The following is a 13,328-nucleotide window of genomic DNA, read 5'->3' on the forward strand; positions in this document are numbered from 1 at the left end:
CATGAGCGATACCCCGGATATCCTGAAGAAGATCGTCCAGCGCAAGATCGAGGAGATCAGCGAGCGACGCACGCGCCGGTCGGATGCCGAACTGAACGCGGCTTTGGCCGATGTCGGGCCGGTGCGTGGTTTCGCCGACGCGCTTCAGACACGGGTCGCGGCCGGCGAGCCGGCGGTGATCGCCGAGGTCAAGAAGGCCAGTCCCAGCAAGGGTGTGCTACGCGCCGACTTCCAGCCGGCCGAGATCGCCGCGAGCTATGAACGCGGCGGTGCGGCCTGTCTCTCGGTGCTGACCGATGTGGATTTCTTCCAGGGCGCGGACGCCTATCTTCAGGACGCGCGTGCGGCCTGTTCGCTGCCGGTCATCCGCAAGGATTTCATCGTCGACCCCTATCAGGTGCGCGAGGCGCGTCTGATCGGTGCCGATGCCGTTCTGCTGATCGCGGCCTGTCTGTCCGATGTGCAAATGGGCGAATTGAACGCGCTGGCGCATGAACTTGGGTTGGACGTGCTGGTCGAGGTGCATGACGCCGAAGAGCTGGAGCGGGCGCTGGCGGTTCCCGGACGGCTGATCGGTATCAACAACCGCAATCTGCGCACCTTCGAGGTAACGCTGGAGACGACGCTCGGCTTGCTGGAGTCGATTCCGGAAGATCGGCTGCTCGTCACCGAGAGCGGCATTCTGACTGGTGAGGACGTGGCGCGGATGCGTGGGCATGGTGTCCATGCCTTCCTGGTCGGCGAGGCATTCATGCGTGCGCCCGATCCGGGTGTCGAGCTGGCGCGGCTGTTCTTCTAGCGTGCGCCATAGACCACGATGGTCTTGCCCTTGACGCTCACCAGACCCTGTTCCTCCAGGTTTTTCATCACCCGTCCGGCCATCTCGCGCGAGCAGCCGACGATGCGTCCGAGTTCCTGGCGCGTCACCCGGATCTGCATCCCGTCCGGGTGCGTCATGGCATCCGGCTGCTTGCAGAGATCGAGCAGGGTGCCGGCGATGCGCCCGGTGACGTCGAGAAAGGCCAGATGTCCGACCTTGCGGCTGGTCGTCTGCAGGCGCATGGCCAACTGTGCGCCGAGGCTGTAGAGCAGCTCCTTGGCCACGTCGGCCAGATCCTCTTCGAGCAGCCGGTCGAGTCGCTGATAGCTGATCTCAGCCACCTTGCATCTGGTGCGGGTGCGCACGATGACGCTGCGCGCGTTTTGGGGGATGAACAGCCCCATCTCGCCGATGAACTCGCCCTTGTTGATATAGGCCAGCATCAGCTCACGGCGCTCCTCCTCGTCGAACATGAGCGCGGACACCGAGCCTTCGATCAGATAGAAGAGGCTTTCGGCCGTCTGCCCCTGGCGGATGAAATCGACGTTCTTGTCATAGCTCTTGGTATGGCAGTGTGCCAGAAAGGGCTTCAGCCACCGGGGTTCCTCCTTGGGTGCTCTCTGAATATTCATCGCGCGACCTGTGCAGCTTGGGTGGGCGGAACTGAGCCGGATTCTAGGCAGGCCGGGTAGTCTTGTCGAACTTATGCTAGCCTGCCCCGCCGCCGAAGCGGGCGGTCGAGACGAATCCGATCACAACCAACGCTAATTAGGAGCGAGTGATGAAGGCACGGGTGAAGTGGATCGATGGGGTGGCGATGCTGGGCGAGTCCGGCTCCGGGCATGGCGTGGTGATGGACGGTCCGCCCGAGCTGGGCGGACGCAATGTCGGCGTGCGTCCGATGGAGATGCTGCTGCTCGGCCTGGGCGGCTGCACCCAGTTCGACGTGCTCCTGATCCTGCGCAAGGGGCGTCAGCACGTCACCGACTGCGTGGTGGAGCTGGAGGCCGAGCGCGCCGAGCAGGATCCCAAGGTCTTCACCCGCATCCATGTCCACTTCATCGTCACCGGACGCGGACTCGACCCCAAGCGCGTCGAGCAGGCGATCCGGCTGAGCGCCGAGAAATACTGTTCGGCCTCGATCATGCTCGGCGCCACGGCGGCCGTCACCCATGATTTCGAGATCCGCGAGGCGCCCTGAGCGGCGTCCTCACACCCAGTAGGCCGTGCGCGTCATCACACGCGAAGTCAGCTTCATCGCCTGACGGATGGGCGCGGGCAGATCGGCCCCGCCCGCCGACTTGGCGACCTGGGCATGATGGATCTCGTCGGCCTTCATCCGTTCCAGGATCGCCCGGCTCTTCTCATCCTGGGCCGGGATCTGGGTCAGATGGTCGTCGAGATGATCCTCGACCTGCCGTTCGGTCTCGACCACGAAGCCCAGGCTCCATTTGTCGCCCGCCAGCCCCGCCAGTGCACCCAGCGCGAAGGAACCGGCATACCAGAGCGGATTCAGCAGGCTCTTGCGGTCGCCGAGTTCTTCCAGCCGCTCCTCGCACCAGGCCAGATGGTCGTTCTCCTCCTTGGCCGAGCGCTCCAGACGCTGACGGGTCTCGGGCAGCTTGGCGGTGAGCGCCTGGCCCTGATAGAGCGCCTGGGCGCAGACCTCGCCGGTGTGGTTGATGCGCATCAGGCGCGCCACATGGCGGCGCTGGTCCTCGCGCAGATCGGCGTCCATCAGATCGGCGGCCGGGTTCTTGCGCTCGGTGATGCGCGGGCGTCCGAACACCGTGCGTAATGCTTGATCGGCGCCGATGAGCAGCTGGTCGATCGGGGTATAGCGGCGGCTGTCGTGCTGAGTGTTCATCATCGATTCGAAGACTCGCAAATCAGGTGGAGGAGCTGACGCACGATCAGCTCGACCGGATGCCGGACCTCGATATCGAGACCGGACTCACGCACCCCGGCGAGCAGATGCAGCGCGCATCCCGGATTGGTGGTCACGATGATATCCGGCTTCAAGTCCCGGATGTGGTGCAACTTGTCTTCGAGCAGCGCGGCGGCCATCTCCGGCTGATCGAGCAGATAGGTTCCGGCGGCGCCGCAGCAGCGGTCGTTTTCAGGCATTGGGGCGACCTCCAGATCCGGAATCCGTGCCAGCAGCCGATGGACGGCGGCGTTGCCCCCGAGCAGGCGTCGGTGCGAGCAGGGTTCGTGCACCAGCACACGCCGTCTGAGCGGCGCCGGGACGAGCGTCTCGGGCCAGTTCCGGCGGTCGAGGTAATCGCAGACCTCCTGCGCCCGGGTGAGCGCCGGATGCTCGCGCAGTTCGGCGATACAGGCGCTGGAGACGCCGACCAGAGGACGACCGCCGTGGACGTGCGCGCACTGTTCGCGAGCACGATCGGCGGCCTCCGGGAAGCCATTGTGACGCTGCATGGCGCCGCAGCAGACCGCGTCCGACGCGATCCGGACCCGGAGTCCGAGCCGTTCGCAGAGGGTGCGAGTGGCCGCGATCGCCCCGCCTTGCGCGCTCGCGCCCGAGCAGCCGACGAAGAGATCCAGGTCGGCGTCGTCGATCTGGTGCGCCGCAACCGGGCGTGCCGTGACGGCCAGCGCTCCGAGAAGACGATGATGGGTCGCGATCGAGCGGAAACGGATCAGCCGGGCGGCCTCGACGAGCCGCGCCAGTCCGGTTCCGACATAGACTGATGCCAGTCGCGACAGCGTGTCCATGACCCGAGCATTCGACAGGGCGCCGAGACGGCGACCGATCCGGAATCGCCGCCGGACCGGGGTCGCGGCCACGCGCTGCGCCCGCGCGCCGTCGAGCAGACGTCCATAGGCGACCAGCGACGGACAGGCCGACTCACAGGCGCGACAGAGCAGGCAGCCGTCGAGATGCGCGGCCAGTCTGGGCGTCATCTCCAGTCGATCGGTCAGCCAGCCCTGGACCAGCGCGATGCGCCCGCGCGGCGAATCGGCCTCGTGGCGCGTCTTGGCATAGGTCGGGCAGTGCGGCAGACAGAGTCCGCATTTGACGCACTGATCGGCGAGTCCGAGCAGATCCTGATTCGAGAGACGGGGCGCCGACCGGGCGGCCGACAGGTTGACCGGAGTATTCAAGGCGGATTCTTGGCAGTGAAGTGTGATGGACGACGTTCGACTGGAACGCCCGATCAGCGCGCGGGCGCGGCTCGGTGTCATGTAAGGAGCGGTGTTCGGGACGTCATGGTACTCTATAAACCGTTATCCCGACCGAACCGCTCTCCCGATCCACCGACCACGACGACCCGAGTTCGAACATGGCGCGCTACAGTCATCACATCTTCTTCTGCACCAACAGGCGCGAGGACGGTCGCCAATGCTGTGCCCAATCCAACGCCTCGAACATGCGCGACTATCTCAAGCGCCGCGCCAAGGAGGAGGGGCTGTCGGGTCCGAGCGGCGTGCGCGTCAACACCGCCGGCTGTCTGGGGCGCTGTGTCGACGGCCCCACCATCGTCGTCTATCCCGACGCCGTCTGGTACACCTATGCCGACGAGCGGGATCTGGAAGAGATCCTGAGCGAGCATCTGAAGGGCGGGCGCGTGGTCGAGCGTCTACGGCTGCCCGATTCGGGAACCGCCGCCTGAATTCGCCGCCTCCTGTATCCATGCCGAGTTCGCGCACTCCCGTCAGGGGATGATGCCGACCGGCCGATTTTCGGGTGCGACCGGAAGTATGCCCAAATTTTTCTACAAAGCGGTGAAGCTCGACGGCGAGTCGGTCGAGGGCGAGATGGAGGCCGCCGACGAGTCGGCGGTCATCCGCCATCTCCAGAGCACGGGCCTGATCCCGATCGAGGCACGCACCACAAAGAGCCTGACGGCCAAGCTCGGTCAGCGCCGCCGCCGGCGTCTGAGCCGGAAGGAGATCGGCATCCTCACCCGCGAGCTGGCGACCCTGCTCGAAGCCGGCATGACCCTGGACCGCTCGCTGCAAATCCTCGTCGACCTGACCTCCGAGGAGCATCTGGTGCGGGTGCTCTCGGATCTCCAGGAGCGGGTGCGCGGCGGCGCGACCTTCTCCAGCGCTCTGGAGGCCCAGGACCGTCAGTTTCCGCGTCTCTACATCAACATGGTGCGGGCCGGTGAGGCGAGCGGGGCGCTGGAACAGGTGCTCGACCGGCTGGCCGACTATCTGGAACGCCTGGCCGAGCTGCGCCAGACCGTGACCTCGGCCCTGGTCTATCCCTCGATCCTGCTGTTCGTCTCGGCGCTCTCGGTGATCCTGCTGCTGGTGTTCGTGGTGCCTCAGTTCACGGTGCTGTTCGAGGACATGGGCGAGGCGTTGCCACTGCCGACCCAGATCGTGGTCGCCGCCGGGGATCTGTTCCGCAACTACTGGTGGGCCATGCTGTGCGTGATCGCGCCGGCGGCCGTCGTCATCGAGCGCCGGCTCCAGAATCCCGAGGCCAGGGCGCGGTTCGATCGCCGGGTGCTGACACTGCCGCTGTTCGGCGATCTGATCTGGAAGATGGAGACCGCGCGGCTCTGTCACACGCTCTCGACCCTGCTGAAGAACGGCCTGCCGCTGCTCAGCGCCCTGAACCTCGCCAAGGAAGTGGTATCCAACCGGAAGCTCTTCGGTCTGATCGAGGAGGCGGGCGAGGATCTCAAGCACGGGCGCGGCCTCGCCGGCCCGCTGGCCCGGCTCCAGGCCCTGCCCGATCTGGCGCTTCAAATGATCCGCGTCGGTGAGGAGTCCGGCAGTCTCGACGCCATGCTGGCCAAGGTCGCCAGTCTCTACGACCGCGAGACGCGGGTGAGCGTGCAGCGGATGCTGACGCTGCTGGAGCCGATCCTGATCATCGGGCTCGGCGTCATCGTGGCCGGAATCATCCTGTCGATCCTCATGGCCATCCTCGGCGCCAATGAACTCGTCTTCTGAAGCCGTGTCATGTCCGTCGAGCCGGGTTTAGAATGCGCCATCGATTCCAAGGATCCAACTCTCAAGAGGTCAGTTCCACATGCGTTTCAAGACGTCGCGCCGCTACGGCGGCTTCACTCTGGTCGAACTCCTGGTCGTGCTGGCCATCCTGGGTCTGCTCGCCGGACTGGTCGGCCCGCAAGTGATGAAATTCCTGGGTAGCTCCAAGAGCAAGACAGCCAAGCTCCAGATCGAGGATCTGTCCTCGACGCTCGACCTCTATCGCCTCGAACTGGGCCGCTATCCGACCGAGAGCGAAGGACTCAAGGCGCTGGTCGAGAATCCGGGCAACATGCCGAATTGGAACGGCCCCTATCTGAAGAAGAAAGAAATGCCCAAGGATCCCTGGGGCTTCGACTATCAGTATCGGTTCCCCGGCGAGCACGGCAGCTTCGACATCTGGTCGCTCGGCGCCGACAACCGCGAGGGCGGCGAGGGCGAGAACGCCGACATCAAGAGTTGGGAATAATCCGGGTCCAACGGGTGAGGCGACGCGCACGCGGCTTCACCCTGGTCGAGCTGCTGGTGGTCATGGCCATCGCCGCCGTCGTCATGACGGCGGTGCCCACACTCTTTTCGGCCGCCTTTCCGGGTCTGGAGATGAAATCGGCTGCGCGCCGCACCGCCGCCACGCTGCGTCTGGCGCGTGAGTCGGCCATCCGGCGCGGCGAGGAGACGGCTGTGCTGGTCGATCTCGAACACCACAGGCTGACGCTCGCCGGCTATCGCGCGCTCTCCCTGCCCGAGCGGCTCTCGCTCAGGCTCGAAGCGGCGAGCAGTGAACTGATCGACGAGCAGCGCGGCACCATCCGCTTCTTCCCCGACGGCAGTTCGACCGGCGGGCGTCTCGTGCTGGCGCACGGCGGGCATGGTTATCAGATCGGTGTGACCTGGCTGACCGGGCGCATCGAATTGGATTCCTGGTCCGAGTGATGCGCCGTCGTCGCTCCCAAGGCGGATTCTCGCTCCTGGAGGTGCTGGTCGCCTTCGCGATCCTGGCCGTCTCGCTCGGGGTGCTGCTCGGCATCTTCTCGCGCGCCACCAGCGCCACCATCGCCTCGGCCCAGTACAGTCAGGCGGCGACCCTGGCCGAGTCCCTGCTCAATCTGGTCGGACATGAGATCCCCTTGGAGGAAGGGACGGTCTCGGGCGAGACCGAGAGCGGGTTTTCCTGGGAGCTGACCCTGTTCGAACTCGATCTCGCGGACGAATTCCCGACGACCACGCTCTCGGTCAGGGCCTATCGCATCAATGCCACCGTGCTGTGGTTCGATGCCGGACGTCCGAGACGCCTGATGCTCGCGACCCTGAAGCTTCTCGATCCACAAGCGAATACGACGCCATGAACCGGCGCGGGATGAGCGGCTTCACCCTGATCGAGCTGGTGATCGCGCTGGCGATCATCGGTCTGATCTCGCTGCTGCTGTTCTCGGGGCTGAGGCTCGGCGGGCGTTCCTGGGAGGCGGTCGAGACGGTCGGCGAGCGTCTGTCCGGCCTGCGACTGGCCGATGGCTTTCTCAGGCGCACGCTCGGTCAGACCCGGCCGGTCAGCGCCGTCTACGATGGGCAGAGCGTCCAGGTCTTCGCCGGTGAATCCGAGCGTATCGAGTGGGCGGCACCCCTGTCCGAGCACATCGGTCTGTCCGGACTCTATATCCTGCGTCTGGAACTGGAAGGCACGGGCGAGGCGCGCACCCTGGTGCTGACGCGCCGGCTCCTGCATCCCGAGATCCTGGAGGGCGGCGGCGAGGTCGTACCCTGGGAGCCTATGAACAAGCATGACGAGACCGCGTTGAGCGATCTGCGTGCCGACCTGGACACGGCCGACGGCGCCTTCGGTCGCGCCCTGTTGCTGAAGGATGTGAGCCGCTTCGAACTGGCCTATCATGGTCTGGCCGACGGCGACAGCGAACCGGACTGGCATGAGGAATGGCTGGAGCAGACCCGCCTGCCGAATCTGGTGCGCATCCGTCTGGAGACGACCGAACAATCCTGGCCCGACATCGTCGTGGCCCTACCCGATCAACCCTGATGACGGCACGAATCCGACGCCAGCGCGGCATTGCGCTCATGCTCGTGATGTGGGTGCTGACGCTCCTGACGGTCATGGCCGTGAGCCTGACCGTCTCGCGCCGCACCGAGATCGCCCTGACCGACAACCATGTCGAGTCGGCGCGCTTCCGGGCGCTCGCCGAAGCCGCCATCGCCTATACCGCGCTGCATTACATGACTCCGGAGGCTCAGATCGACGCGGAGCAGGGAACGGCCTGGTTGCCCAATGGTCAGCCGCGAACCTGGTTTTTTGCCGGCTCCGAACTGACCCTGCGTGTCTTCAACGAGTCCTCGCGCTACGATCTCAACCAGATCCGGCCCGAGACCCTGCGGACACTGCTGGAAGTGCTCGGCCTGTTGCCCGAGGAGGCCGATGCGCTGGCGGCGGCGATCGTCGACTGGCGTGACGAGGACGATCTGGCCCTGCTCAACGGCGCCGAGGATGCCGACTACGCCGAGGCCGGTCGTGCGTTCGGCGCCAAGGATGCTGACTATGAAACGGTCGAGGAACTCCGACAGGTGCTCGGCATGACACCCGAACGCTATCGCCTGCTCGCGCCCGAGGTCTCGGTCCAGGGCGGTTCGGCGCAGCCGGTCGAGCGTTTCGCCTCGCCGGCGGTGTTGGCGACACTCAAGGGGCTCACGCTGGAGGAAGCGCGCAAGGAGATCGCCGAGCGTGATCGCACCGAGGTCGCGGGCACGACCTCGACGACCCTGGTCGAGCGTGGCGGTCCGGTCTACCGCCTCCAGGTCACTGGACCGCGATCGAGTGGCGCGGCTCAACGGATGGAGGCGCTCTTTCAGCTCGCACCGGGCCGGCAGCCGCCCTATCAGGTGCTGTGGCGTCGTCAGGGGCTGGCGGCCGAGACCCGAGGCGACAACGAGTCGGAGTCGACAGCGAATCGGAGCGATGAGTCATGACGCATCACGATGAGAAGGCCTCCAGCGATCGTCCGGCCGGACCCGGCTTGATGCCGGCGGGGATCGAAGCACTCCTGAACGCCTCGGGGCGTGTCGATCCGCGTCTATTGGCACGCCTGGTCGAAACCTGCTCCGAGGCGGATTTCGTCCGTTTCATGCGCCGCCCGGTCCTCGCCGGTCTGGCGCTCCAGGCCGGATCGCTGGAACAGCGCCAGGACGGAATCGGCGTCGTCAATCAGACCTTCGTCTTCGCGCTCCACGGTGAGGAACCCCATGAATCGACGCCGGAGGCGCTGAAACGCGCCATCTATCCGCTGGTCAAGCGGACGGACGCCGCCGGCGCCTCGCACATACTCACCATCGGTTGCATCAGCGACAATGATCTGGTCATTCCGGACATGGCGATCTCCAAGCACCATGCCATCATCGAGATCGGCCCGGATGGCTGCTCCATTCGTGATCGCGGCTCGACCAACGGCACCCTGGTCAACAGCACGCCCGTCGGAGCGAAACCGCTGCCGCTCAAGGATGTCGACATCATCGCCTTCGCGCGCTACGAGTTCTTCTTCCTGACGCCGGAGTCCCTCTACGAGCGGCTGGCCATCACAGCCAGTTCCCCACCGGGATGAAGGCCGCCCAGTCGCCCGGATGCACGGCCCCATGATCTCGCGCCCGCACGGCAACAATCTCATCCTGGCCATCTGGAGGTCCGGTGAGTGGGTCGAGACAAATACCTGTCCACCGCGATGGGCGTAGTCGCGAAACTCTTCGGCAAGCTCAGGCAATAGCTCCGGATAGAGTTGGTTTTCCGGTTCTTCGACCGCCAGCAAAGGAAAAGGCTTGGGGTCATGTAGCAGAACAAGGTAGGCAAACATTTTGATGGTGCCGTCCGAGACAAAGCGGGCGATAAACGGATCCCTGAAATTGCCGTCCTGAAAGCGCAGCAGACGGCCATCCTCGGTCGACTTCGCCTCGATATGGGTCACTCCGGGCACGCGCCGTTTCATGGCTTCAAGCACCGCATCAAACCGGCCGCGGTGATAGGTATAGAGGTATTGCGCCACCTGCGCCAGGTTGTCGCCCCGGGTTGAAAGGTGCTCTGCGAAACCCTCTTCGGTCGAAAAGTAAACACATCGAACAGGGTGGTTTTGCCGGTGCCATTGGCTCCGATCAAGGCGACCAGCCGTGGCAGGCGATCCATGCGTGCATGGCGAAATACCCGGTAATTCTCGATTTCTATGGATTCGATCTGCATGGCTAATGTCACACGGTTGGCAGATGCGCCATTAAATATCTAAATTTGCCTGCGAGCCGCGGATACCGGCCTCCGCCGCGGCCTGTTCAATGCCCGACCACGCGGCGATCAATTCGTTGTAGGCCCGCGCTTCTTCGGCCCAGCCCTTGCGCTCGCAGAGGGTATAGAGGCGATAAGCCAGGGCGCGCATGGGTTCGGCGCGCTCGGGCATGCGCGCGAGCAGCGCACCGGCTGCCGACTCGCCGTCCCGATTGAGGGCGCGGATCAGTTGATGCAGGGCCTCCCATACCGGCGTGCGGGCATCGGTTTCGGGCGACCAGTCGGCGGGCATCTCGGCCCATTTGAGCAGGCGCAGCTCGCCGCGCCCCGCGGCGACCACGCCGGCCTCCGTCAAGCCCTCGACGCTGGTCCCCTTGGCGCGGGCGAGCACATCGGCCTCGCCGAACTTGCCGGTGGCCCAGCCCTGTTGCTCGAACCAGTGCAGGCAAAACTGGGTGTCGGGGTCGAAATCGTCCTCGGCCAAGAAGCGGTTGATGAGCTGCAAGGCGGTGCGCACCCGCATCGGCGTGCCGTCGGCCTCCAACACCGCGGCGTATTGGGAGAAGATCGCCATGCCCGGGCCGATGATGGCTTGGCTCAAGTCCACCGGTGCGACCGGGGAATTGACACCGCCACGGGTCATGTCCAGAAGGGCTTCGGGCAAGGCTGCGTTGAGTTCACGCAAAAATTCGCGACGGCTCACCGTGGGTGCATCGGGGGCGCGCTTGCGGCAGACCAGGATGATGCTGGAAGCCAGCGCATTGGTGCCGGCGCCGATCATGCGATTGCCCAATTCCGTGCGCATCGGCCAGGTGCCGGTGATGGCGAAGCCGGCTTTCAGAACAGCTTCCAAAAAGGTCTCCCAGCCGGTGCTGTGGGTGCCGGTGTCGTCCTGGGTTTCGCTCTGCTTGAAGGCGTAGTAGATGGTCACCGGAAAGGCGGGATGCGCCTGCGCGGCGAGGTTTCTGAGCGCCCGCGTCATGCCGTCGAGGAAGAAGCGCTCAGCGGCTTCTCTGCTGCCGTGGCGGTAGGGCGTGGCGACCAGTTCCTCGGCCTTGGGCACGGCCAGCGTGGCGTAGAGGCCGGGGAAGATGGGCTTGAGACTACGGCGGAGCCAGACGTAGAAGAAGTCGGACAGATCGGCGTAGCCGATGTTGTCGTAGTAAGGGGGGTCGGTGGAAATGATTTTTGCCGCGCTGACCGATTGCGTTTGTGCATCGGCTTGTGCCGCAAATCCTGGCGCATTGGCAGGCGTGTGAGCGAGTGCCTTCCAAGACCAGTCCACCATTGCCATCCAGTTTCCAGAGGAGTCACACATGGGATTAGCTTCCGCGAAATCCCACGTCATAGGAATGGCTTGGCGACCAAACGTATTCCGCATCTTTTCGCCCGAGTTGTGCCACGTACAAATTGACGACCAGTAGTCAGAACACTTGTCCACCCCAAACGCCAAATACACCCCCACCGCCTCGGCATAAGCAGTGGCACCGGTGCCGCCGGCTTCCAGTCCGCGGCCGTCGTCGGGTATGCCCGCGGCCAGCGCATCGGCTTTGACCTTGGCGATTGCCTCAATCACCAGATCGGAAAAGGTGGTCAGCGCCACCAGTTGGCGGGGGGTGAAGAGGTCGCCGAATTTGCCTAACCCGTAGTTGGGAGTTTTGAAATCGCGGGGATTGTTTGGCAAATCCATTTCTGGAGTCCATTCCGGCTTTGCTTTTGCAGCAATAGCAATGTGCTCCTCCGTTGGGCTGAGATACACCCGCCCACGTGGACCCTCCGCCACGATGGCCATCAAGCGGGCGCCCATTCGGCCTGCTTTCCCTTCGGCTCGAATATGGTTGTAGTCGATTGGTGATTTTGACAGCAGGCAAATAAATGCCGCCCGTTTCCCAGCCGTTGTGCCTGCTTTGGCCCCCTCCGGCGGTTTACCCACGCGCACCTCGAAGCGGTAGCGGTCGCCTTCGACCACCGGCTGCACGTAAGCCTCCTTGCCCGCTTTGCTGGAGAGGACAAAGGTCGAGGCGAGCGGCACCTCCACATGGCTGAACACCGGGTTGGGGCTTTTGACGGTGCGTGCCCAGAGCCACGCGATCACGGTGAGCTTGTGCCCGATGAGCGGCTTGAGGTCAGGGCGATCCTGCGCCATCGCGGGGGTGATCTCGATCGGCGGGTAGAGGTGACCGATGCGCTTTTGCGCCTCGTCGCGCATCCAGGCGCCATAGCGGCGCACGTCTTCGGCCAGCCCCTTGGCACCGCTCCAGTCGAGGTGGAAACTGGTTTGCCGCTCACCCGGCAGCAACGGGCCGACCGGTGCGCGGCCGGCAAAGCGCGGCGGGATTTCGATCATCGCCTTGTTGATGGTCACCGCCACCGGGTTGAGGTCGCTGGCATAGGCCTCGAGCCCCAGGCGCTGGGCTTCCAATGGGAGTGCGCCACCGCCCGCGAAGGGGTCATGGAAACCCGGCAGCTTGTCGGGGTTGAAGAGCTCGGCGGCCTGCGGGTGGTGTTGGTTGAGTTCGCAGGTCTCGCGCCATGAGCGCCGGATTTCGGCCCGGGCTTGTTCGAGCACCGCTTCGTTGTTGGTGTTTTCCCACTGCACCAGCGCTTCGATGATCTTGAACAGCCGCTCGCGTTCGATCGCGGCCTTTTCCCTGTTCACCCCAAACTTGAAGCCGCCGCCCTGCTGATAGCCGGGGTCGTTGACCATCTGCGCAAAGATCACCGCCCGCGCCGCCGCCAAGGGGCGACGCGCCCACCACAGGTGCAGGGTGGACGGATGCCCATGACGGATGGATTTCTCACGCGCAGCGGCAGCGTTGATGGCATCGAGCGGCAGCGCGACTTCGATCAGTTTTTTCGGGGATTTGATGTTGTTTTGCATTCGGTTGTCCTTTGCCCAACCGACCTTGCCATCGCCATGGCTGCAGCCGTATGCGTCGTCACCGATGTCCTCACCCGCGACATCACGAATCCGCGCCCTGCAATCCTCCAGCGTAACCGAGATGAAGTCTCCGGCCATGAACTTGGCGAGCTTGGCCTGCTCGGGCTTGGAGACGATCAGCGACCAGTGCTCCGTCACCAGGGCGCGGCCGGCAGGGATCCGTGGAGCATCATCCCGGGCCGCGCAACGACCTCTATCAGCGGATGCCTTAGCATAGTTCGACTGGCGCCGGGACGTGACTGGGTTTTACACTTCATTTCCGTAATTTCCGGACCCGGATCGCCCGATAATGCGTCGACCTGGGCAGAGGCCCTCACTCCTGGGCCTGC

Annotated in this window: 15 protein-coding genes and 1 pseudogene; 10 read left to right on the plus strand and 6 right to left on the minus strand. The window is 64.7% G+C overall.

All coding sequences use genetic code 11. The annotated features are described in order from the left end of the window. The first annotated feature begins 1 nt into the window (after position 1). Positions 2-799: an indole-3-glycerol phosphate synthase TrpC gene (gene trpC / locus Atep_RS01740; protein WP_213379884.1), complete on the plus strand. Its 798-nt coding sequence runs from the start codon at positions 2-4 to the stop codon at positions 797-799. Here trpC and crp read toward each other — a convergent pair. Beyond that, complete coding sequence (gene crp / locus Atep_RS01745) at positions 796-1,452, minus strand: cAMP-activated global transcriptional regulator CRP (RefSeq protein ID WP_213379886.1); 657 nt, start codon at positions 1,450-1,452, stop codon at positions 796-798. The two genes, trpC and crp, sit on opposite strands and share 4 nt — an antisense overlap. 149 nt (positions 1,453-1,601) lie before the next feature. Between crp and Atep_RS01750 the strand changes: the two genes are divergently transcribed. Beyond that, positions 1,602-2,021, plus strand: a complete 420-nt coding sequence (locus tag Atep_RS01750; RefSeq protein ID WP_213379887.1) for an OsmC family protein — start codon at positions 1,602-1,604, stop codon at positions 2,019-2,021. Positions 2,022-2,030: 9 nt separating this feature from the next. Here the strand turns inward: Atep_RS01750 and coq7 are convergent, their stop codons facing one another. Together coq7 and Atep_RS01760 are read right to left on the minus strand one after the other, a co-directional pair. Then, positions 2,031-2,690 carry a 2-polyprenyl-3-methyl-6-methoxy-1,4-benzoquinone monooxygenase gene (gene coq7, locus Atep_RS01755; RefSeq protein WP_213379889.1) on the minus strand — a complete coding sequence of 220 codons (660 nt, stop codon included), beginning with the start codon at positions 2,688-2,690 and terminating at the stop codon, positions 2,031-2,033. Then, positions 2,687-3,946 (minus strand): (Fe-S)-binding protein, encoded by a 1,260-nt coding sequence (locus tag Atep_RS01760; RefSeq protein ID WP_213379890.1) that lies wholly within the window; start codon positions 3,944-3,946, stop codon positions 2,687-2,689. The genes coq7 and Atep_RS01760 overlap by 4 nt, the downstream gene beginning before the upstream one ends. A gap of 179 nt (positions 3,947-4,125) precedes the next feature. Here Atep_RS01760 and Atep_RS01765 point away from each other — a divergent pair, with 179 nt between their 5' ends. From Atep_RS01765 to Atep_RS01800, 8 genes are all read left to right on the plus strand, one after another. Further along, complete coding sequence (locus Atep_RS01765) at positions 4,126-4,455, plus strand: (2Fe-2S) ferredoxin domain-containing protein (RefSeq protein ID WP_213379891.1); 330 nt, start codon at positions 4,126-4,128, stop codon at positions 4,453-4,455. 88 nt (positions 4,456-4,543) lie between these two features. After that, positions 4,544-5,752 (plus strand): type II secretion system F family protein, encoded by a 1,209-nt coding sequence (locus Atep_RS01770; RefSeq protein WP_213379893.1) that lies wholly within the window; start codon positions 4,544-4,546, stop codon positions 5,750-5,752. A 79-nt stretch (positions 5,753-5,831) separates the two neighbouring features. Continuing rightward, positions 5,832-6,260: a type II secretion system major pseudopilin GspG gene (gene gspG / locus Atep_RS01775; protein ID WP_213379894.1), complete on the plus strand. Its 429-nt coding sequence runs from the start codon at positions 5,832-5,834 to the stop codon at positions 6,258-6,260. A gap of 14 nt (positions 6,261-6,274) precedes the next feature. Further along, the gene (locus Atep_RS01780) at positions 6,275-6,724 is read left to right on the plus strand and encodes a GspH/FimT family pseudopilin (RefSeq protein WP_213379896.1); all 450 of its coding nucleotides are present in this window, start codon (positions 6,275-6,277) and stop codon (positions 6,722-6,724) included. Next, entirely contained in the window at positions 6,724-7,137 is a 414-nt protein-coding gene (locus Atep_RS01785; RefSeq protein WP_213379898.1) for a type IV pilus modification PilV family protein, read from the plus strand. Before Atep_RS01780 ends, Atep_RS01785 begins: the two co-directional genes overlap by 1 nt. Beyond that, positions 7,134-7,823, plus strand: coding sequence for a prepilin-type N-terminal cleavage/methylation domain-containing protein (locus tag Atep_RS01790; RefSeq protein WP_213379900.1), 690 nt, complete (start codon positions 7,134-7,136; stop codon positions 7,821-7,823). The genes Atep_RS01785 and Atep_RS01790 overlap by 4 nt, the downstream gene beginning before the upstream one ends. Continuing rightward, positions 7,823-8,764 carry a type II secretion system minor pseudopilin gene (locus Atep_RS01795; RefSeq protein WP_213379902.1) on the plus strand — a complete coding sequence of 314 codons (942 nt, stop codon included), beginning with the start codon at positions 7,823-7,825 and terminating at the stop codon, positions 8,762-8,764. The genes Atep_RS01790 and Atep_RS01795 overlap by 1 nt, the downstream gene beginning before the upstream one ends. Continuing rightward, complete coding sequence (locus tag Atep_RS01800) at positions 8,761-9,393, plus strand: FHA domain-containing protein (protein ID WP_213379904.1); 633 nt, start codon at positions 8,761-8,763, stop codon at positions 9,391-9,393. Before Atep_RS01795 ends, Atep_RS01800 begins: the two co-directional genes overlap by 4 nt. An 87-nt stretch (positions 9,394-9,480) precedes the next feature. Here Atep_RS01800 and Atep_RS17045 read toward each other — a convergent pair. From Atep_RS17045 to Atep_RS01815, 3 genes and pseudogenes are all read right to left on the minus strand, one after another. Continuing rightward, positions 9,481-9,771, minus strand: a pseudogene (locus Atep_RS17045) (AAA family ATPase); the annotation flags it as partial. Further along, positions 9,768-10,019, minus strand: coding sequence for an AAA family ATPase (locus Atep_RS01810; RefSeq protein ID WP_213379906.1), 252 nt, complete (start codon positions 10,017-10,019; stop codon positions 9,768-9,770). The gene Atep_RS01810 and the pseudogene Atep_RS17045, both read right to left, overlap by 4 nt. A gap of 31 nt (positions 10,020-10,050) precedes the next feature. Continuing rightward, positions 10,051-13,137 (minus strand): DUF1156 domain-containing protein, encoded by a 3,087-nt coding sequence (locus Atep_RS01815; protein WP_236786351.1) that lies wholly within the window; start codon positions 13,135-13,137, stop codon positions 10,051-10,053. Between the last annotated feature and the right edge of the window lie 191 nt (positions 13,138-13,328).

It is taken from the genome of Allochromatium tepidum (assembly GCF_018409545.1).
In the GTDB taxonomy this organism is placed as follows: Bacteria; Pseudomonadota; Gammaproteobacteria; order Chromatiales; family Chromatiaceae; genus Thermochromatium; species Thermochromatium tepidum_A.

Bases quoted from the DNA above. Each gene is read 5' to 3' on its own strand.
- Atep_RS01795 (WP_213379902.1), top strand. From the start codon at position 7,823: ATGACGGCACGAATCCGACGCCAGCGCGGCATTGCGCTCATGCTCGTG.
- Atep_RS01810 (WP_213379906.1), bottom strand. From the start codon at position 10,019: ATGCAGATCGAATCCATAGAAATCGAGAATTACCGGGTATTTCGCCAT.
- gspG (WP_213379894.1), top strand. From the start codon at position 5,832: ATGCGTTTCAAGACGTCGCGCCGCTACGGCGGCTTCACTCTGGTCGAA.
- Atep_RS01800 (WP_213379904.1), top strand. From the start codon at position 8,761: ATGACGCATCACGATGAGAAGGCCTCCAGCGATCGTCCGGCCGGACCC.
- trpC (WP_213379884.1), top strand. From the start codon at position 2: ATGAGCGATACCCCGGATATCCTGAAGAAGATCGTCCAGCGCAAGATC.
- Atep_RS01765 (WP_213379891.1), top strand. From the start codon at position 4,126: ATGGCGCGCTACAGTCATCACATCTTCTTCTGCACCAACAGGCGCGAG.
- coq7 (WP_213379889.1), bottom strand. From the start codon at position 2,690: ATGATGAACACTCAGCACGACAGCCGCCGCTATACCCCGATCGACCAG.
- Atep_RS01790 (WP_213379900.1), top strand. From the start codon at position 7,134: ATGAACCGGCGCGGGATGAGCGGCTTCACCCTGATCGAGCTGGTGATC.
- crp (WP_213379886.1), bottom strand. From the start codon at position 1,452: ATGAATATTCAGAGAGCACCCAAGGAGGAACCCCGGTGGCTGAAGCCC.
- Atep_RS01785 (WP_213379898.1), top strand. From the start codon at position 6,724: ATGCGCCGTCGTCGCTCCCAAGGCGGATTCTCGCTCCTGGAGGTGCTG.
- Atep_RS01770 (WP_213379893.1), top strand. From the start codon at position 4,544: ATGCCCAAATTTTTCTACAAAGCGGTGAAGCTCGACGGCGAGTCGGTC.
- Atep_RS01750 (WP_213379887.1), top strand. From the start codon at position 1,602: ATGAAGGCACGGGTGAAGTGGATCGATGGGGTGGCGATGCTGGGCGAG.